The following is an 18,364-nucleotide window of genomic DNA, read 5'->3' on the forward strand; positions in this document are numbered from 1 at the left end:
TGCGGGCCCTTCCATATGTTGTGCTTTGTCCCAGCCCTAGTGGGCGTGGTTACCGCGGCTGTATTCGAAGACCCAGCCAACCAGTGCGATGACGGCCAGGCCGGCTCCGATGTACAGAACCCACCAGCCCACGGCCATGCCCAGGAAGCCGATGGCGGCGGAGGCGCCCAGCAGCAGCGGCCACCAGCTCCACGGGCTGAAGAAGCCCTGCTCGCCGGAGCCTTCGTGGATCTCGGCGTCCAGACGGTCCTCGGGACGGGGGCCGACCCGCTTGCCGGTGAAGCCGATGTAGTAGGCGATCATGCCGGACATGCCGCCGGTCAGGAACAGCGCCAGGTACCCGACGGGCTCCGTCCACTCCACCAGGTAGCCATACACCACGCCGACGGCGACGAAGAACGGCGCCATGTAAGCGAAGAGCTTAGTCTCAACCTTCATTAGACTTTTTCCTTCCGGTCGCCGGGGCCGAATACCTTTGCCGCGGCGGAATCGTCAGTGACGTGCTGCTGCAGCTCGGGGTGGTGCAGGTCCAGTGCCGGACGCTCCGAACGGATACGGGGCAGCGAGGTGAAGTTGTGGCGCGGCGGCGGGCAGGAGGTTGCCCATTCCAGCGATCCGCCGAAGCCCCAGGGATCATCCACTTCAACCTTCTTGCCGTGACGCCAGGTGATGTACACGTTCCAGAAGAACGGGATCATCGAGGCGCCCAGGACGAAGGAGGCGATGGTGGAGAACTGGTTCATCGCGGTGAAGTTGTCCTCCACCAGGTAGTCCGCGTAGCGGCGCGGCATGCCCAGGACACCCAGCCAGTGCTGAATGAGGAAGGTGCCGTGGAAGCCGATGAACAGGAGCCAGAAGTGGATCTTGCCCAGGCGTTCGTTGAGCATCTTGCCCGTCCACTTGGGCCACCAGAAGTAGAAGCCGGCGAACATGGCGAACACGACGGTACCGAAGATGACGTAGTGGAAGTGGGCAACCACGAAGTACGTATCCGAGACGTGGAAGTCCAGCGGCGGGGAGGACAGGATGATGCCGGTCAGGCCGCCGAAGAGGAACGTAATGAGGAAGCCGATGCTCCACAGCATGGGGGTTTCGAAGGTAATGGACCCCCGCCACATGGTGCCGATCCAGTTGAAGAACTTCACGCCGGTAGGCACCGCGATCAGCATGGTCATGAAGGCGAAGAACGGCAGCATGACGGCGCCGGTCACGTACATGTGGTGAGCCCACACCGTGACGGACAGGGCGGCGATGGCGATGGTCGCGTAGACCAGGCCCTTGTAGCCGAAGATCGGCTTGCGGCTGAAGACCGGGAAGATCTCGGACACGATGCCGAAGAACGGCAGCGCGATGATGTAGACCTCGGGGTGGCCGAAGAACCAGAACAGGTGCTGCCACAGGATGGCACCGCCGCGCTCAGGATCGAAGATGTGTGCGCCGAAGCGGCGGTCCGCGCCCAGGGCGAAGAGTGCTGCGGCCAGCGGCGGGAACGCCATCAGGACCAGGATGGCCGTGACCAGGGTGTTCCAGGTGAAGATCGGCATGCGCCACATGGTCATGCCCGGGGCACGCATGCAGATGATGGTGGTGATGAAGTTGACGGCACCGAGGATGGTGCCGAAGCCCGACAGTGCCAGGCCGAAGACCCAGAGGTCACCGCCCACGCCCGGTGAGAACGTGGTGCTGGACAGCGGGGTGTAGGCGAACCAGCCGAAGGACGCAGCGCCCTGCGGGGTGATGAAGCCGGCCACGGCAATGGTGCTGCCGAAGAGGAAGAACCAGAACGCGAGGGCGTTCAGCCGCGGGAAGGCAACGTCGGGTGCGCCGATCTGCAGGGGCATGATGACGTTGGCGAAACCCGAGAACAGCGGGGTTGCGAACATCAGCAGCATCACGGTGCCGTGCATCGTGAACAGCTGGTTGTACTGGTCCTTGGTCTGCAGGATCTGCATACCCGGTTCAAACAGCTCCGCACGGATGACCAGGGCCATCACGCCTGCGAGGCAGAAGAAAATAAATGAGGCAATCAGGTACATGTACCCGATCGTCTTGTGGTCAGTGGAGGTGATCCAGTTGACGACGATACGTCCCTTGGAGACGGGTACTACGCGGGGTGCAACCCTGGTGCCGGAATCTTCCGAAGTGTATTCGAGAGTAGTCATAGCGTCCTCCTACCTCCTAACTTCGCTTGATTCTGAGCTGTACTGGCGGTCGTATTCCCCGTCGACCTGGCCGCTGGGCAGCCCGGCTACGTACTGGTCATACTCGTCTTCGGTTACTACCTCGACGTTGAAGAGCATTTCTGAGTGGTATTCACCGCAGAGTTCGGCGCACTTGCCGTCGAAGGTGCCGGTCTTGCCGGTTTCGAGGGTGATCACGTTGGTGCGGCCGGGGTAGATATCCATCTTCTGCAGGAAGGCAGGCACCCAGAAGGAGTGCTGAACGTCGCGGGTGTTCAGCTGCAGCTCAATGGTCTGGTCCACAGGGAGCACCAGGGTCGGGAACTCGTCGGCCGAGACTTCGGTGCCGTCGAGGTTGACCTGCGTGCCCTGGTAGTACTTGTCCTCATTGACATAGTTGAAGTCCCAGGACCACTGCTTGGCGCGCACGTCAATGATGACCCGGTCCGGGTCATCACTGGTTGCGTTGATCGCCTTGATGTCCTGGTTGGTGAAGTAGAACAACACCAGGACCATGAACAGCGGAACGGCCGTGTAGAAGATTTCCAGCGGCAGGTTGTAGCTGAGCTGGCGGGGGTACCCGGTCTCGTTCTTGCGGCGGCGGTAGGCAACCATGCACCACAGGATCAATGCCCAGGTGAGGATGCCAACCGCCAGGGCGGCAATCCACGAGTTGACCCACAGGTCAATGATCCGGCCGGTGTGGTTAGTGGTGTCGCGGTCCGACGGCAACCAGCCCGTTTGAGCCTCTGATGAACACCCCGATAAAAACAACGCGCCGGCCGACGTTACGGCTGAGATCTTTAAGATCCTGGCGCGTCGGCTGCTGGTTCGGTCCTGCGAACTCACAGACGGCCCTTCCTCTTGTTGCGTGCAAGTGCTGTCCGTAACGGGACAAAAAAGTTCCCTCGTACGGACATTAGTTTTACTACTACGTGTAGAGCTTACCCGTACGCGCGGCGATCCAGTGACAGATCGCCGCCGCGCCGGGCGTTTAAATGCTCCTATTACGGGCCGCCGCAGCCTTTGGTCCTAGTGGAAGGAATCTCCACAGGCACAGGAGCCGCCGGCGTTGGGGTTGTCGATGGTGAACCCCTGCTTCGAGATGGTGTCCTCGAAGTCGATCGATGCTCCGGACAGGTACGGCACGCTCATCTTGTCCACAATGACCTCGACGCCGTCGAAGTCACGGACGGCGTCGCCGTCGAGGACCCGCTCGTCGAAGTAGAGCTGGTAGATGAGTCCCGAGCAGCCCCCGGGCTGGACGGCCACGCGGAGGCGGAGGTCGGTGCGGCCTTCCTGCTCCAGCAGGCTGCGGACCTTCTGTGCGGCTACATCCGACAGCAGTACTTCATGTACGGGCAGTTCGGCCGCAGCGGTCATGTTTTCGCTGGTGGAAACGCTCATAGTTTCTCTCTTTCCTCAGCTGGTCTTTCCGCGTGCATGCCTCGATTCGCCTGCCGCGGGCCGGACCAGTGTCTCAATGGTACGTCTGCTGACCCCCAACGATCTAACAGGTGCCGGGCCCCAAAGAATTCCCGCCCGGCACCTGCCCGTGCCGGTTTCCTAGCCCGCCGATGCTCCCAGGCGTGCCAGGAGCAGGGCTTCGGCGAGGATGGCGTTCCGGAAGTCACCCAGATCCAGTGACTCGTTGGCGCTGTGGGCGCGCGAATCCGGATCCTCGACGCCGGTGATCAGGATCTGCGCGTTCGGGAACAGTTCCACTAGATCCGAAATGAACGGGATGGATCCGCCCATGCCGGACTCCACCGGCTGCACGCCCCAGGCCCGCTCGAGCGCCCACAGGGCGGTACGCGCCGCGCTGGCGCTGGTGTCCGTGGCAAACGCGTTGCCCTGCTCCCCCGGCGTGAAGGTGACCTTGGCGCCAAACGGGGCGTTGGCCTGCACGTGTGCCTCGATAGCTGCCATGGCTGCCTCCGGGCTCTGACCCGGGGCCAGGCGGAGGCTGAACTTTGCACGGGCCTTCGGCTGGATGGTGTTGGAGGACATTGCCACGGTGGGTACGTCGATGCCGATGATCGAGAGCGCGGGCTTGGTCCACAGCCGGGAGGCGATGGAACCGGTTCCGGCCAGCCGGACGCCGTCGAGCAGGGACGAATCGGCACGGAAGTCCGCTTCGGGATACTCCACGGCGGCGTCGTCGGACGAGACGAGGCCGGCGATGGCGACGTCACCGGCGTCGTCGTGGAAGGTGGAGATCAGTCGGGCCAGCAGGGTGGGGGCGTCCAGCACCGGTCCGCCGAACATGCCCGAGTGCACGGCGTGGTCCAGGACCTGGACCTCCACCGTGCCGTCGACCAGGCCGCGCAGGCTGGTGGTCAGCGCCGGCACGCCGACCTTCCAGTTGCCCGAGTCGGCAACCACGATGACGTCGGCGCGGAGCAGGTCCTGGTAGGTCTCCAGGAAGGTGCGGAACGTCGGGGATCCGGCTTCCTCCTCACCTTCTATGAACAGGGTGACGCCGACGCCGGACTCCTCCCCCAGCACCTCCTCCAGGGCCCGCAGGGCGCCGATGTGCGCCATGATGCCGGCCTTGTCATCTGCCGCCCCGCGGCCGTACAGCCGGCCGTTGCGTTCTTCGGCGGTGAAGGGGTCGGATTCCCACAGGTCCGGGTCCCCCGGCGGCTGGACGTCGTGGTGGGCGTACAGCAGCACGGTCGGGGCGCCGGGCCGGGCGGGACGGCGGGCGACGACGGCGGGGCCGCCGGGGGTGCCGTTGTTATCCACCCGCAGCACCTGCACATCGTCGATGCCGGCCTCCCGGACCAGGTCGGCGACGGCGGCGGCGCTGCGGTTGAGGTGCTCCGGATCAAAGGAGTCCCACGCGATGCCCGGGATGGTGACGAGGGATTTGAGCTGCTCGACGGTCCGCGGGAAATCCGCGGCCACGCTGGCGCGCAGGGCGTCCTCATGGACGTCCGCGGATGAGGGAGTTGCGTCTGGGGTGGGGTTGGAAGTCATAGCCAAAACCCTACAATCATTCACGGTATCCTTGGGATGTGTTCGGACGAAAGAAAGAAGCGCCCACCGCGCAGGAAACTGTGGACCAGGCAGCTGCCGCTGACCAGGCAGCCGACGTACGGGTGGGCAAGGGTGCCCCGACGCCCCGCCGCAAGGACCAGGTAGCCGCCCGCCGCCGCCCGCTGGTGCCCGACGACCGGAAGGCAGCAAAGGCCGCCAACCGCGACGCACTCCGGGAGGAGCGGCTGAAGACCCGCCGCGCCCTGGACACCGGCGAAGAGCGTTACCTTCCCCTCCGGGACAAGGGCCCCAACCGCCGGTTTGTCCGCGACATTGTTGATGCCCGCTGGAACCTCGGCGAATTCATCATGATTGCGGCCCTCGTCTTTGTCCTGTTCAGCTTCATCCAGAACATCGACGTGCAGCTGATTGTGATGGCCGCGTTCTGGGTCCTCATTCTTTTGGTCATCGCGGACAGCTTTATCCTGCGCCGGCAGATCCGGAAGCGCCTGACGGCGAAGTTCGGCGGGCCCAATCCCGGTGATGTCTGGTACGGGATCAGCCGGTCCCTGCAGCTGCGCCGCTTCCGCCTGCCGAAGCCGCAGGTCCGCCACGGCCAGTACCCCTCCTGACGGATTCCGTAAACTTTTGCACCAATAAGTAAACTTCCGCACCAATAAAAGGAAGGGCCGCCTACCAGGCGGCCCTTCCGCTGTTAACGGCGCGTCACCGGCGGGAGCGGGCCAGGCCCCGGTTGATCCGTGCCGCCCAGAACGGACCCTCATACAGGAACGCGGTGTACCCCTGCACCAGGACAGCGCCGGCGTCGAGGCGCTCCTGCACATCGGCAGCCGTTTCCACTCCCCCTACGGAAATGATGGCCGGGCCGTCCTCCCCCAGCCCGGTGCGGAGCCGGCGCAGCACCTCCAGCGACCGCTTCTTCAACGGAGCGCCGCTGAGTCCCCCGACACCGCAGGCTATGACCCGCTCCGGGTCCGTCACCAGGTTTTCCCGGGTCACGGTCGTGTTGGTGGCGATCACCCCGTCCAGCCGCAGGGACCGGGCCAGCTCAGCGACGTCGTCAATGTCCGCGTCGCTGAGGTCCGGGGCAATCTTGACCAGCAGCGGAACGTGCCGCCCGGCGGCCTCGTCCGCGGCGCTGCCTACCCGGGCCAAAAGCGGTCGCAGCGTGGAGATGTCCTGCAGCAGCCGCAGCCCCGGCGTGTTGGGGGAGCTCACATTCACCGCCAGGTAGTCCGCCTGCGGCGCCAGGGTCCGTGCACTGGCCAGGTAGTCCTCCACGGCGTCGGCCAGGTCCACGGTTTTCGTCTTGCCGATGTTCACGCCGATGACCGGGCGCGGCGTACCGAAGGTTCTGTCCAGGACCTTCCGCGCCCTCGCCAGCCGGGGCGCGACGGCGGCGGCGCCGTCGTTGTTGAAGCCCATGCGGTTAATGACCGCGCGGTCTTCCACCAGGCGGAACAGGCGGGGCTTCGGGTTTCCCGGCTGCGCCTGTGCCGTGACGGTTCCCACCTCTATGTGGCCGAAGCCCAGGTTGCTCAACGCAGGGACCCCGGAGCCCTCCTTGTCGAAACCCGCGGCAAGGCCGAACGGCGACGGGAAGGACAGGCCCAGGGCTTCGGTCCGCAGGACCGGCGCGGGACGCATCAGCCGGCGCAGCACCGGCCCGGCAGGGGTCCGGGCAGCTGCCCGGATCAGGACAAAACCGATCCGGTGTGCCAGTTCCGGGTCCATGCCGGAGAAAACAATCCGGAAAAAGGTGGGGTATATGCGCATGATCCAAAGATTGCAGACGCGTGCACGCACGCCAAACCCCCGGCGGTAAGTTGAGCGCCCGGTCCGCTATTGTCGACACCATGCGCCGCGAACACCCGTCCTGGAAACCAGACATTCTCGGCGACGGGTTCCGCTGCCTGACCCTGGACCTCGGGGCCGACGAGGAAGGCCCGGTCGTGGCCACGCTGGTTTCCTACCTCCCACCCGCACCGCCGGTCCCCGCGCAGGACGCAGTGGACGCGGTGCTGTACCTGCACGGATGGAGCGACTACTTCTTCCAGGCAGACCTCGCCCGGTTCTGGGCGGCGCAGGGTGTTGCGTTCTATGCCCTGGACCTGCGCAAGTACGGCCGGAGCCTGCGCCCGGGCCAGTCGGAGGGCTTTGTCACGGACCTCGCGGAGTACGACGCCGATATCGGGGCGGCGCTGGCGGCCATGGAGGAGGACATCCGGGAACGGTACGACGCCGGCATGCGCACCACCCTGATGGCGCATTCAACCGGCGGACTGGTCGCGGCGCTCTGGGCCGACCGTTTCCCGGGCCGGCTGCAGGCATTGATCCTCAACAGCCCCTGGCTTGAACTCAGCGGCAGTTCCATGCTTCGGTTCGCCACCAATGGGCTGGTTGAACCGGTGGCCCGGCGGCGGCCCAAGACGCGGCTGAAAATCCCGGAATTCGGTTTCTACTACCGCAGCATCAGCTCCACGATGGACGGTGAATGGGACCTGGATCCGCAGTGGCGCCCGCCGTTCAGCTTCCCCGTCCGCGCCGGCTGGCTCAAGGCGGTGCTGGGCGGTCATGCACGGGTTGCCCGCGGACTCGATATCCGCGTCCCCGTACTGCTGCTGGCCTCCGCTGCCTCCACCATCTCCCCGACCTGGAACCCGCTGATGCTCAGCACGGACAGCGTGCTGGACGTGAACCTGATGGTCCAGCGCGGTGTCCTGCTCGGCCCGGAAGTGACCGTGTACCGGTTCGACGGCGCCCTGCATGACACCCTGCTCTCCGCGCTGCCCGTCCGCTCCCGGGTCTATGCGGGAATCCGGCGGTGGGCCGGGGCCTTTATGCTCCCGCGCTAGATTCGGCCGGAGCCGCGTCCGCGGCAGGGCCCGCCGCCTTGTCCACGGCGCCGCCGTACCTGCGGTCCCGGCGGGCGTAGATTTCCACCGCTTCCCACAGGGTTCGCCGGTCCACGTCCGGCCACAGGGTGTCCATGAAGACCATTTCGGCATACGCGGACTGCCAGAGCATGAAGTTGGAGAACCTCTGCTCTCCCGAAGTGCGCAGGAACAAGTCGACGTCGGGCAGGTCCGGTTCGTCCAGGTACTTCTGGATGGTCTTCTCGGAAATCGATCCCGGCCGCAGCCTGCCCTTCTGCACGTCGGCGGCGATGGCCGCAACGGCGTCGGCAATTTCGGCCCGGCCGCCGTAGTTGACGCACATGTTCAACGTGCACACCGTGTTGCCACGGGTCTGCTCTTCGGCGATTTCCAGTTCCCGCACCACGCTCTGCCACAGCCGCGGGCGGCGGCCGGACCAGCGGATCCGCACACCCCACTCGTTGAGCTGGTCACGCTGCCGGCGCAGGACGTCCCGGCTGAAACCCATCAGGAAGCGGACTTCCTCCGGGGAACGCTTCCAGTTTTCGGTGGAAAACGCATACACGGACACGTGGCGGATGCCCATCTCAATGGCGCCGGCCATCACGTCCAGCAGGGCCGCCTCACCGGCGCGGTGGCCTTCGGTCCGGGGCAGGCCGCGCTGGTTCGCCCAGCGGCCGTTGCCGTCCATCACGATCGCCACGTGGGCCGGCACCAGTTCAGTCGGAACCTGCGGCGGAACCGCACCGGAGGGATGTGGTTCGGGCAGGCTCATGGGCCCTGCCTGCCGGGCCGTCGGGGTTTTCGAACGCAAGGTCAGACACGCTCCACATGTTGAAGGGACCGCAGCACCCGTTCCAGGTGCCACTGAAGATATCCGGCCACCAGGCCTGCGGACTCATGGCGCGGCTGCGGGCCGGACTCGTCCGCGGTGGCCCAGTCGCCGGTAAGCAGCGCGGCCAGCAGCGTCATGGTCTCCGGTGACGGCGACGCCGAGCCCGGCGGCCGGCAGACCGGACAGACCGCACCGCCCAGCGCCGCGGAGAACGCGGTGTGCGGCCCCGGAGCACCGCAGCGGGCACAGTCAGTGAAACTCGGCGCCCACCCGGCCGTGGCCAGCGCGCGCAGCAGGTAGGAATCCAGAATCAGTTCGGGAGCGTGGAGGCCCCGGCTGAGCGCGGCAAACGCGCCGATCACCAGCTGGTAGTGGGCTTTCGAGGATTCACCGTCAACGTCGGTCAGGCGCTCCGCGGTTTCGGCAATGGCAGCCGCGGCGGTATAGCGCGCATAGTCGGAGGCAATGCCGTGTCCGTAGGCCCCCTTGGTCTGGGCCTGGGTCACGATGTCCAGGTTGCGGCCGTGGGAGAGCAGGAGCTCGGCCACCATGAACGGTTCCAGCCTCGCACCGAACTTGCTCGACGTACGCCGCACGCCCTTGGCAACGGCGCGCACCTGCCCGTGCTCGCGGGTCAGCAGCACCAGGATGCGGTCCGCTTCGCCCAGTTTATGGGTGCGCAGGACCACCGCGTCATCCCGGTAGGTGCGGGAGGCAAAGGATTTGGCCACGAAAGCTATTTTCCCACGTCCGGGGGCGCCGGGCGGACCGTTGCCCTCCGGCGCGCCCCGGAGGCCGCTACGACTGGTCCCGGATGGCCCGGTTCACGGCGGAAATCACGGCCTTCAAGGCGGACATGGTGGTGTTGGGATCTATGCCCACGCCCCACAGCACCCGCTCCCCCACTGCCAGTTCAACGTACGCGGCCGCATGCGCGTTGCCGCTGGCCGACAGTGCGTGTTCGGTGTAGTCCAGCAGCCGGACATCGATGCCGTCCTGCTCCAGGATGGTCAGCAGTGCCGCTATCGGGCCGGTCCCGCTGGCCGTCCGGCGGTGCTTCACGCCGCCCGTGGCCAGGGTTGCAGTCAGATTGAAGCGGCCGTCGGCAGCGGTGTCGGCGTTCACGGACGTGAGTTCATAGTGTCCCCAGGCGGCGCCGTCGGACTCCGGCGTGGACGGCAGGTATTCGTCCTGGAACACCTTCCAGAGTTCCGCTCCGGTGATCTCGCCGCCGCCGGTATCGGTGCGCCGCTGGATCACCCCGGAGAACTCAATCTGCGCACGGCGGGGCAGGTCCAGGTTGTGCTCGTTCTTGAGCAGGTAGGCCACACCGCCCTTGCCGGACTGGGAATTGACCCGGATGACTGCTTCGTAGCTGCGGCCGATGTCCTTGGGGTCGATCGGCAGGTACGGGACACCCCACTGCAGCTCATCCACCGTGCTGCCCGCGGCGGCAGCGTCCTTCTCCATGGCCTCGAAGCCCTTCTTGATGGCGTCCTGGTGGGACCCGGAGAAGGCGGTGAAGACCAGGTCGCCGCCGTAGGGCGAGCGTTCGGGCACGGGAAGCTGGTTGCAGTACTCCACGGTGCGGCGGATCTCGTCCATGTCGGAGAAGTCCAGCTGCGGGTCGATCCCGTGGCTGAACAGGTTCATGCCCAGGGTCACCAGGTCCACGTTGCCGGTCCGTTCGCCGTTGCCGAACAGGCAGCCCTCGATCCGGTCGGCGCCGGCCAGGTACCCCAGCTCCGCCGCGGCCACGCCGGTGCCCCGGTCATTGTGCGGATGCAGCGAGAGAATGACCGACTCGCGGTTGGCAATGTTGCGGTGCATCCACTCGATGGAATCCGCGTAGACGTTCGGGGTGGTCATTTCCACCGTTGCGGGAAGGTTCAGGATCATCTGCCGGTCCGGGGAGGCCTCCAGCACCTCAGCGACGGCGTCGGAGATCCGCAGGGCGAAATCCAGTTCCGTGCCGGTGTAGGACTCGGGCGAGTACTCGTACGTAACATCGACGCCGCGCAGCTGCTCCTCGTACTTCCTGCACAGGCGGGCGCCGGAAAGGGCTATGTCCACGATGCCGTCCCGGTCGGAGTTGAACACGACCCGCCGCTGCAGTATCGAGGTTGAGTTGTAGAGGTGGACAATTGCCCGGTCAGCACCCTCGAGGGATTCGTAGGTGCGCTCAATCAGGTGTTCGCGGGACTGGGTGAGGACCTGGATGGTGACATCGTCGGGGATCCGGTCCCCCTCGATCAGCTGGCGGACGAAGTCGAAGTCCAGCTGGGAAGCGGACGGGAAACCGACTTCGATTTCCTTGAATCCCATTTTGACCAGCAGGTCGAACATCTTGTGTTTGCGTTCGGGGGTCATGGGGTCGATCAGTGCCTGGTTGCCGTCCCGCAGGTCGACGGCGCACCAGCGCGGAGCCTTGGTGAGGACCTTGTCGGGCCAGGTCCGGTCCGGGAGGTCCACGGCGATCTGCTCGTGGAAGGGGACGTACTTGGAGATCGGCATACCCGAGGGCTGCTGTGCATTGCGCATGGTGTTGGTGTGGCCTTTTCTCGTCGTTCCTCAGAAATGGTGGCCGGGCAACACAAACTCCGCAGCGAGGGGCGGCCTAAGCAGGTGCTTGTGTGGCCTCGCCGCGGCAGCTAAGGAGAAGGATCTCTGCGTGCACGTGATCAGACTAACATGCGCCAGCACAGGTGCAGGAAGAGCTAGTTCCCAAATGCCGATTGGCACGTAACCTGGGCCGCGGTCTGTCCGTCGAGGTCGCCCAGGTCACCCAGGTCGCCCATGGTGGAACCGCTGGAGAAGTCGGCGCCGATGGCCACGGAAACCCCGGTGGCGGCAGCGCTGAGGACAACCTGCACGTCCGGGATGTTCAGCGTCCGGGCCACTTCCTGCGCCATCTCTTCGTAGCCGTAGCCGTAGAAGATCTGCGTTGCCGGGCTCTCGGCCGGAGCGTTTCCGCCGGCAAGGGCCTGGCTGAAGCCCTTGGACTTCAGGTACTCCAGCACCTTGGCGTCACGGCCGGCGGTGCCCGAAGCGTTCACCAGCGTCACCGGAACACCGGCGGGGTCGACGGCGGGAGCGGCAGGCTCCTCCGGGGCGGCGGAGGATTCCGGAGCGGAGGCCTCCGGAGACGGGGTTTCGCCCGCCGTAATCCCCTGGTCGGCAACCAGCGCATCAAAGAGCGGGCGGGCCCTTTCCTCGTCCAGTACCAGCCGGTTGGGGTCGTATTCGTAAGGCATCACCGGAACGGTGACAAAAGCGACATTGCCCAGGTCCACGTCCTTCAGGCGCGTGGCAAGGGAAACCAGGTCGGGGATGTTCGTCAGTTCTTCGTCCACCGTCAGGTTCTTCGTGACGGTCTCGGCAATCGAATAGAGCTTGGGCAGGTTGTTCAGCGTTCCTTCGTCTTTGACCTTGCGGACCATCGATGCGAGGAAGCTTTGCTGGGCGCGGATGCGCCCTTCGTCGCCGCCGTTGCCGAAACCATGCCGGGTCCGCAGGAACGCGAGGGCCTGGTCGCCCTGGACACTGCTGACCCCGGCCGGCAGGTTCAGGCCGGACAGCGGGTCATCCACGGGCTGGTTGACGCAGACCTCCACGCCGCCGAGCGTATTGGAGAGTTCCTTCACCGCGTCAAAGTCGGCCATCATGAAGTGGTCGATGGACAGGCCGGTGACGTTGTTGATAGCCGCAACGGTGCAGCCGGGTCCGCCGTTGCCCAGCGCGCCGTTGAGCTGGCCCAGGTCCATCGCGTCATAGACGGTTCCGGTGGAGGGATCCTCGCACGCGGGCAGCGGCACCAGGAGGTCGCGGGGAAAACTGGTCACGGTGACGTTTGAGCGGTCCGCGGAGAGATTCACCAGCATCATCACGTCGGAATTGTTCGAGTTCTGGCCGTCGCGCTGGTCCGTGCCCAGGACCAGGATCTGCATCGGGTCCGTGTTCGCGTCCACCTGCTCCACGGGGGTGTCCTCCGACCCGAGGTTCAGGGGCTGGGTGTCGAAGTTTCCCCTCAGGCGCAGCAGCTGTACGGCGCCGAAGACCACTCCCCCCACGAGCACCAGGGCCAGGGCCGCGGCGATGCCCTTAAGCAGCGGGTGGCCGGAGGAAGCCCCGCTGGAGAGGTGCCTTCCGCCGGGCTCGGCTGAGCCCGGACCGGTAGTCGGTTTTCCCAAGGGGCCGCCGCCCGTTGCGGCACGGCGAGATGACATGGCCGGTCCCCTTCACGAATCAAAAAGCACAAACGAATGTTTCACAGTCTACGGGCAAGCATCGGGGCAGGCCCCGAACGACTAGAACCCGAGCTTGACGAGCTGCTTCGGATCGCGCTGCCAGTCCTTTGCGATCTTCACGTGCAGGTCAAGGTACACCTTGGTGCCCAGCAGCGCCTCGATGCCGCGCCGGGCGGTGGTTCCGACGTCGCGCAGCCGGGAACCGCCGCGGCCAATGATAATGGCCTTCTGCGAGGAACGCTCCACGTAGAGGTTGACCCGGACGTCCAGGAGCGGATTATCGTCGCTGCGTCCCTCGCGGGGCACGATTTCTTCCACCACTACGGCCAGGGAGTGGGGCAGTTCGTCGCGGACGCCCTCCAGGGCCGCTTCCCGGACCAGTTCGGCAACCATCACGGCTTCCGGCTCGTCGGTCAGTTCGCCGTCCGGGTAAAGGGGCGGCGACGCCGGCATGTGGCTGACCAGGACATCCGCCACGGTGTCCACCTGGAATCCGTCTGCAGCCGATACCGGAACGACGTCGGCCCAGCCCTCCGGACCCATCACTTCATTGCCCAGCGCGGTGACGGACATCAGCTGCTTCGCCAGCGCGGCACGGTCCACCAGGTCGGTTTTCGTGACCAGGGCGATGACCGGGGTCCGCTTCAGGGCGGCGAGCTGTGCTGCGATGTAGCGGTCACCGGGGCCGACGGCTTCGTTCGCCGGAAGGCAGAAGCCAATGGCGTCCACCTCGGCCAGGGTGTCGGCGACGAGGTCGTTCAGCCTCTGCCCCAGGAGGGTGCGCGGCCGGTGCAGGCCCGGGGTGTCGACCAGGATCAACTGGGAGTCCTCGCGGTGGACAATGCCGCGGATGGTGTGGCGGGTCGTCTGCGGCTTGGCGGAAGTGATAGCCACCTTGGAACCGACCAGCGCATTGGTGAGGGTGGACTTTCCGGCGTTGGGCCGGCCCACCAGGGAAACGAATCCGGCGCGGAACTGCGGTTCAGTCATTACGGGGTACCAATTCTGTAGAGCGGGTGCGCGGGGCCGGGGTCCGGCCCTCGTCGCTGGTTTCTTCGTCTTCTGTCTTCCAGGCCAGCACGTGCGATACGCGGTTGCGCCGGCCTTCGAGCCGTTCGGCGTGCAGGGCGATGCCTTCGACCACTACTTCACTACCGACGATGGGAACCCGGCCCAGGGCCTTGGCCAGGAGGCCGCCCACCGTGTCCACTTCATCGTCCTCGAGTTCGACGTCGAACAGCTCGCCCAGGTCGTCGATGCCGGTCTTGGAGCTGACCCGGTAGCGGCCGTCTCCGAGTCCTTCGATCTCCGGCCGTTCCGAATCGTACTCGTCCACGATTTCGCCGACGATTTCCTCGATCAGGTCCTCCAGCGTAACCAATCCGGCCGTTCCGCCGTATTCGTCAATGACGATGGCCACATGGGTGGACTCGCGCTGCAGCTCCTGCAGCAGCTCGCTCACGGCCTTGGACTCGGGCACGTAGCGGACGCTGCGGGCGTAGTCCTCGACCTTCTGCACGGACGCGCGTTCCGGGTCGCTGTGCATCTGCGCGGCAACGTCCTTGAGGTAGAGGATCCCCACCAGGTGGTCGGCGCTGTCCTCGATCACCGGGACGCGGGAATAGCCGGAGCGGAGGAAAAGCGACATGGCCTGGCGCAGCGTGCTGCCGGCTTCGATGCACACCATGTCCGTCCGCGGGACCATGACGGAACGGACCTTCGTGTCCCCGAGTTCAAAGACGGAGTGGATCAGTTCCGCCTCGGTGTCCTCGATCATGTCCGCATCGGAGGCCCGGTCCAGCAGTTCCCGGAATTCCTCCTCGGTAAAGAACGCGGCGTCGGGCCCCTGGGTGCCGGGGGCAACTGCGCTGCCCAGCCGCACGAGCCAGCCCGGGATCGGCCCCAGGACCGTCCGCAGGACGCTCACCAGTCCGGCCGTGAGGACAACGACGGCGGTGACGTGCTTACGCCCGATCTGCCGCGGGGAGACTCCCACGAGGACAAAGCCGACAGCGGCCATGGTGATCGTTGCGAGCAGGCCTGCCAGCCAGATGTTGTCCAGCAGCAGCTGGAACAGGGTTGCCACGGACACGGCCATGGCCATTTCGAACCACACCCGCCAAAAACGCAGCGCGTGCATGTGTGCCACCGGGTGCGCCAGGATCCGGCGCAGCGGAGCCCCTGCCTTTCCATGCAGCAGCGCCTCGGCATCCTGCCGGGGCAGGTATCCGTAGGCGGACTCCGCTGCGGTCAGCAGGCCCGCCAGGACCATGAAAGCCATGGCCATGACGATGAGGACGCCAATACTCAACTTCGGGTCTCCTTGGGTGCCTGTTTACCCAGGTAGGCGGAAAGAAGGCGGCGCTGGAGTCCGAACATTTCCTTCTCCTCTTCCGGCTCGGCATGGTCGTAGCCCAGCAGGTGCAGGACGCCGTGGGTGGTCAGGAGCAGCAGCTCCTCATCCGTACTGTGTCCGGCATCCCGGGCCTGGCGGGCGGCTACCTGCGGGCAGAGCACAATGTCGCCGAGCACCCCGGCCGGGGTGATGCTTCCCGCGGTGCCGGGGCGCAGTTCGTCCATGGGAAAGGACAGCACATCCGTGGGACCGGGCAGGTCCATCCACTCGATGTGCAGTTTCTCTATGGCATCCTCATCCACGAGGATGATGGACAGGTCTGCCTCGGGGTGTACGTAAAGGCTGTCCAGCAGGTACCGGCCCAGGCGGGCCAGTTCCTCTTCGTCGACAGCCGGTGCGCTGGATTCGTTGTTTACTTCGACGCTCATGAGCGGGACTCCCTGCTGTGCCCGCCCGTGGAGCGGTTTCCGTTTCGACTTTCTGTCCGTGCTGCGCTGCTTCGGCGGGTTTCGTCCCATTCGCTGTAGGCGGTGACAATGTCACTGACCAGGCGGTGCCGCACTACGTCCACGGCCTGCAGTTCGGAGAACGCGACGTCGTCGATCCCGCCCAGGATGTCGTGGACAATGCGCAGGCCGGATGCGGTGCCGCCCGGGAGGTCCACCTGGGTGACGTCGCCGGTGACAACCATCTTCGAGCCGAAGCCGAGGCGGGTCAGGAACATTTTCATCTGTTCGGGCGTGGTGTTCTGGGCCTCGTCGAGGATGATGAACGCGTCATTGAGGGTCCGGCCGCGCATGTAGGCCAGCGGGGCCACCTCGATGGTGCCCGCAGCCATCAGGCGCGGAATCGACTCGGGATCCATCATGTCGTGGAGGGCGTCATAGAGCGGACGCAGGTACGGATCGATCTTGTCGCTCAGCGTGCCGGGAAGGAACCCCAGCCGCTCCCCCGCTTCGACGGCGGGACGGGTGAGGATGATCCGGTTGACTTCCTTCTGCTGAAGCGCCTGGACCGCCTTTGCCATGGCCAGGTACGTCTTGCCGGTACCGGCGGGCCCGATGCCGAAGACCACCGTGTTGCGGTCGATCGCGTCGACGTAGTTCTTCTGGTTCAGGGTCTTGGGCCGGATGGTCTTACCACGCGTGGAAAGGATGTTCTGGGTCAGGACGTCGGCCGGGCGGTGCGTGCTCTGGTCCTTGAGCATGCTGATCAGCTGTTCGAGGACCTGCGGTGTCACCCGGGTGGAATTGCGTGCCAGCACGCGCACCTCATTGACCAGGCGTACGGTCTGCTCCACTTCCGCAGCCGGACCGGAAACGGACAGTTCGTTTCCGCGCACCATCAGGCTTACCTCGGGATTTGCCGTCTCAATGATCCTGAGCGCCTCGTCATTGGCCCCCAGCGACTGGACCATGTGTTCCGTGGAGTCAAAGACTATTGTCTGGTTATCCAGCCGTATGGTGCCGATTTCCATTGAAGATTCGGTCATATAGACGGCCTTTTCAGGCCTTTCATCGCCCCTTAGAGAGTCTGTTTTCTGGTCAAGCCGGGTGGTTATCGCCTGGTGGAGGTACCGGCACCGTTCCGCTACGTCAACGCCCGCATACAGGCGAATATTTCCCGTAGTTCCGGCGGCGCAGTTTCGGCAGCGGTGCCCGGCTGCGATCCTGCGCGGGTCCCGGCACGCCTGTCCGCTACGTAAATCTTACTTGATGGACTCCGCAGGGGGCGGAGCAGCTTCGGTTTTATCTCGGGCCAGCAACGGTGATGTCTCAATCGTGTTTCAGTCCGGGCGGAACCCCTCCCTGAGCACCGAAGGGCCCGAAACCGTGTGTAAAGGTTGATGGCGTACCTTTTCGCATTCGGCCCCAGGAGGATAGATGGACACCGGAACCAACCACGGTCCGTCCTGCCCCCGCGGGCTCCGGCGGCGCAGCGTCCCCGCCGTATCACTGCTGGCTGCGGCCGCGCTGGCCATGGGCGGATGCGGCGTTGTCGCCGAGAATCCCACCATCACCATGCCTTCGTCCTTCCAGAGCGCCGGGACTGCCGGGGCGGCCCCCATGACCATTTCCCCGCCGGCGGAGGAGAGTCCGGTCGGGACCCTCATGCCCGTGTACTGGCTGGGACTGAACAACTCAACCGTGAGCCTGTACCGGGAATTCCTTACCTCGGAGAACACCGGCGACCCCATCGGGGAAGCAGTGCTCGCCATGACCGCGGGCAGCCCGCTGGACCAGGACTACTTCACCCCGTGGCACTCGGCACGGAGCGTGACGGCGTCGATTTCCAGTAAGAACGTCATCACGGTGGACATTTCCTCGGACGCGTTCAAGGGATCCCTCGATGCAGGGATGGCCTACCGGGCGGTGCAGCAGCTGGTGTACACCGCCACCGCCGCAGCTGCCAACGCGGGTTTGACCAGCGTGGGGCAGCAAAGCAGCGTGATGATCCTCGTGGACGGCAAGGAAGGTTACACTGCCTTCGGCCACGTTCCGCTGGAGGAACCGATCAGCCGGGATCCGGCACTGGTGGCCCCGATCTGGGTGATTGACCCGCAGGAGTCGCAGGTCAAAGGCACCGACGTCCTGATCAGCGGCACCGCGGTGGCGCAGCCGGCAGAACTGCACTGGCGCGCCGAACCCATAGTGGACGGCAGGCCGTCCGCTGTTGCCACCGCCTCCGGCACCCTGGAGCTGGGTGAAGCCCCGGGCGGGACCGGTGAGTTCACAGTCACCGCCTCCCTCGCCCCCGGCGAATACAATCTCCGGGTCTACTACGTCGGGCAGGAAGCGGCGGGAGACTCCAAACGCATCACCGTCAGCGATTCGTCCCGGACCCGGGACCAATAGCCCGGGCCGCTT

Annotated in this window: 17 protein-coding genes; 3 read left to right on the forward strand and 14 right to left on the reverse strand. The window is 65.4% G+C overall.

Annotated elements, in window-relative coordinates; translation table 11 throughout:
• Nucleotides 1-36 precede the first annotated feature (36 nt).
• The 5 genes from AC5RT8_RS02855 to AC5RT8_RS02875 form a co-directional block, all read right to left on the reverse strand.
• Entirely contained in the window at nucleotides 37-438 is a 402-nt protein-coding gene (locus tag AC5RT8_RS02855) for a cytochrome c oxidase subunit 4 (protein ID WP_494094183.1), read from the reverse strand.
• A complete protein-coding gene (ctaD, locus tag AC5RT8_RS02860; protein WP_494094184.1) occupies nucleotides 438-2,162 on the reverse strand; it encodes an aa3-type cytochrome oxidase subunit I in 1,725 nt (574 codons plus the stop codon). Before ctaD ends, AC5RT8_RS02855 begins: the two co-directional genes overlap by 1 nt.
• A 9-nt stretch (nucleotides 2,163-2,171) precedes the next feature.
• The gene (ctaC, locus tag AC5RT8_RS02865; RefSeq protein WP_494094185.1) at nucleotides 2,172-3,029 is read right to left on the reverse strand and encodes an aa3-type cytochrome oxidase subunit II; all 858 of its coding nucleotides are present in this window, start codon (nucleotides 3,027-3,029) and stop codon (nucleotides 2,172-2,174) included.
• Nucleotides 3,030-3,212: 183 nt separating this feature from the next.
• Nucleotides 3,213-3,587 (reverse strand): HesB/IscA family protein, encoded by a 375-nt coding sequence (locus AC5RT8_RS02870; protein WP_494094186.1) that lies wholly within the window; start codon nucleotides 3,585-3,587, stop codon nucleotides 3,213-3,215.
• 159 nt (nucleotides 3,588-3,746) lie between these two features.
• Nucleotides 3,747-5,162: a dipeptidase gene (locus tag AC5RT8_RS02875; RefSeq protein WP_494094187.1), complete on the reverse strand. Its 1,416-nt coding sequence runs from the start codon at nucleotides 5,160-5,162 to the stop codon at nucleotides 3,747-3,749.
• A gap of 38 nt (nucleotides 5,163-5,200) precedes the next feature.
• Between AC5RT8_RS02875 and AC5RT8_RS02880 the strand changes: the two genes are divergently transcribed.
• Nucleotides 5,201-5,794 (forward strand): DUF3043 domain-containing protein, encoded by a 594-nt coding sequence (locus AC5RT8_RS02880; protein ID WP_494094188.1) that lies wholly within the window; start codon nucleotides 5,201-5,203, stop codon nucleotides 5,792-5,794.
• Nucleotides 5,795-5,888: 94 nt separating this feature from the next.
• On the opposite strand, the gene AC5RT8_RS02885 is transcribed toward AC5RT8_RS02880, so the two are convergent.
• Nucleotides 5,889-6,959, reverse strand: a complete 1,071-nt coding sequence (locus AC5RT8_RS02885) for a quinone-dependent dihydroorotate dehydrogenase (protein ID WP_494094189.1) — start codon at nucleotides 6,957-6,959, stop codon at nucleotides 5,889-5,891.
• A 20-nt stretch (nucleotides 6,960-6,979) separates the two neighbouring features.
• Here AC5RT8_RS02885 and AC5RT8_RS02890 point away from each other — a divergent pair, with 20 nt between their 5' ends.
• On the forward strand, nucleotides 6,980-8,038 hold the full coding sequence (locus tag AC5RT8_RS02890; protein ID WP_494094190.1) for an alpha/beta hydrolase: 1,059 nt from the start codon (nucleotides 6,980-6,982) through the stop codon (nucleotides 8,036-8,038).
• Here AC5RT8_RS02890 and AC5RT8_RS02895 read toward each other — a convergent pair.
• The 8 genes from AC5RT8_RS02895 to AC5RT8_RS02930 all read right to left on the reverse strand — a co-directional run bounded on the left by AC5RT8_RS02895 (nucleotide 8,022) and on the right by AC5RT8_RS02930 (nucleotide 16,974).
• Nucleotides 8,022-8,834, reverse strand: a complete 813-nt coding sequence (locus tag AC5RT8_RS02895; RefSeq protein ID WP_494094191.1) for an isoprenyl transferase — start codon at nucleotides 8,832-8,834, stop codon at nucleotides 8,022-8,024. The genes AC5RT8_RS02890 and AC5RT8_RS02895 overlap by 17 nt on opposite strands.
• A gap of 41 nt (nucleotides 8,835-8,875) precedes the next feature.
• On the reverse strand, nucleotides 8,876-9,625 hold the full coding sequence (gene recO / locus AC5RT8_RS02900; protein ID WP_494094192.1) for a DNA repair protein RecO: 750 nt from the start codon (nucleotides 9,623-9,625) through the stop codon (nucleotides 8,876-8,878).
• Between the two features lie 67 nt (nucleotides 9,626-9,692).
• Nucleotides 9,693-11,435 carry a 2-isopropylmalate synthase gene (leuA, locus tag AC5RT8_RS02905; protein ID WP_494094193.1) on the reverse strand — a complete coding sequence of 581 codons (1,743 nt, stop codon included), beginning with the start codon at nucleotides 11,433-11,435 and terminating at the stop codon, nucleotides 9,693-9,695.
• 176 nt (nucleotides 11,436-11,611) lie between these two features.
• The gene (locus AC5RT8_RS02910; RefSeq protein WP_494094194.1) at nucleotides 11,612-13,120 is read right to left on the reverse strand and encodes an LCP family protein; all 1,509 of its coding nucleotides are present in this window, start codon (nucleotides 13,118-13,120) and stop codon (nucleotides 11,612-11,614) included.
• A gap of 81 nt (nucleotides 13,121-13,201) precedes the next feature.
• The gene (era, locus tag AC5RT8_RS02915) at nucleotides 13,202-14,131 is read right to left on the reverse strand and encodes a GTPase Era (protein WP_494094195.1); all 930 of its coding nucleotides are present in this window, start codon (nucleotides 14,129-14,131) and stop codon (nucleotides 13,202-13,204) included.
• Complete coding sequence (locus AC5RT8_RS02920; RefSeq protein WP_494094528.1) at nucleotides 14,124-15,428, reverse strand: hemolysin family protein; 1,305 nt, start codon at nucleotides 15,426-15,428, stop codon at nucleotides 14,124-14,126. The genes era and AC5RT8_RS02920 overlap by 8 nt, the downstream gene beginning before the upstream one ends.
• Nucleotides 15,429-15,448: 20 nt before the next feature.
• On the reverse strand, nucleotides 15,449-15,925 hold the full coding sequence (ybeY, locus tag AC5RT8_RS02925; RefSeq protein WP_494094196.1) for an rRNA maturation RNase YbeY: 477 nt from the start codon (nucleotides 15,923-15,925) through the stop codon (nucleotides 15,449-15,451).
• Nucleotides 15,922-16,974: a PhoH family protein gene (locus tag AC5RT8_RS02930; protein WP_494094529.1), complete on the reverse strand. Its 1,053-nt coding sequence runs from the start codon at nucleotides 16,972-16,974 to the stop codon at nucleotides 15,922-15,924. Before AC5RT8_RS02930 ends, ybeY begins: the two co-directional genes overlap by 4 nt.
• Before the next feature lie 406 nt (nucleotides 16,975-17,380).
• On the opposite strand from AC5RT8_RS02930, the gene AC5RT8_RS02935 reads away from it, so the two are divergent.
• Nucleotides 17,381-18,352: a GerMN domain-containing protein gene (locus AC5RT8_RS02935; RefSeq protein WP_494094197.1), complete on the forward strand. Its 972-nt coding sequence runs from the start codon at nucleotides 17,381-17,383 to the stop codon at nucleotides 18,350-18,352.
• Nucleotides 18,353-18,364 lie beyond the last annotated feature (12 nt).

This window comes from Arthrobacter sp. Ms25 (genome assembly GCF_059090365.1).

Coding starts and splice junctions, on each gene's coding strand:
- AC5RT8_RS02855 (WP_494094183.1), bottom strand. CDS start 438: ATGAAGGTTGAGACTAAGCTCTTCGCTTACATGGCGCCGTTCTTCGTC.
- ctaD (WP_494094184.1), bottom strand. CDS start 2,162: ATGACTACTCTCGAATACACTTCGGAAGATTCCGGCACCAGGGTTGCA.
- AC5RT8_RS02870 (WP_494094186.1), bottom strand. CDS start 3,587: ATGAGCGTTTCCACCAGCGAAAACATGACCGCTGCGGCCGAACTGCCC.
- AC5RT8_RS02875 (WP_494094187.1), bottom strand. CDS start 5,162: ATGACTTCCAACCCCACCCCAGACGCAACTCCCTCATCCGCGGACGTC.
- AC5RT8_RS02885 (WP_494094189.1), bottom strand. CDS start 6,959: ATGCGCATATACCCCACCTTTTTCCGGATTGTTTTCTCCGGCATGGAC.
- AC5RT8_RS02895 (WP_494094191.1), bottom strand. CDS start 8,834: ATGAGCCTGCCCGAACCACATCCCTCCGGTGCGGTTCCGCCGCAGGTT.
- leuA (WP_494094193.1), bottom strand. CDS start 11,435: ATGCGCAATGCACAGCAGCCCTCGGGTATGCCGATCTCCAAGTACGTC.
- AC5RT8_RS02910 (WP_494094194.1), bottom strand. CDS start 13,120: ATGTCATCTCGCCGTGCCGCAACGGGCGGCGGCCCCTTGGGAAAACCG.
- era (WP_494094195.1), bottom strand. CDS start 14,131: ATGACTGAACCGCAGTTCCGCGCCGGATTCGTTTCCCTGGTGGGCCGG.
- AC5RT8_RS02920 (WP_494094528.1), bottom strand. CDS start 15,428: ATGGCCATGGCTTTCATGGTCCTGGCGGGCCTGCTGACCGCAGCGGAG.
- ybeY (WP_494094196.1), bottom strand. CDS start 15,925: ATGAGCGTCGAAGTAAACAACGAATCCAGCGCACCGGCTGTCGACGAA.
- AC5RT8_RS02930 (WP_494094529.1), bottom strand. CDS start 16,974: ATGGAAATCGGCACCATACGGCTGGATAACCAGACAATAGTCTTTGAC.
- AC5RT8_RS02935 (WP_494094197.1), top strand. CDS start 17,381: ATGGACACCGGAACCAACCACGGTCCGTCCTGCCCCCGCGGGCTCCGG.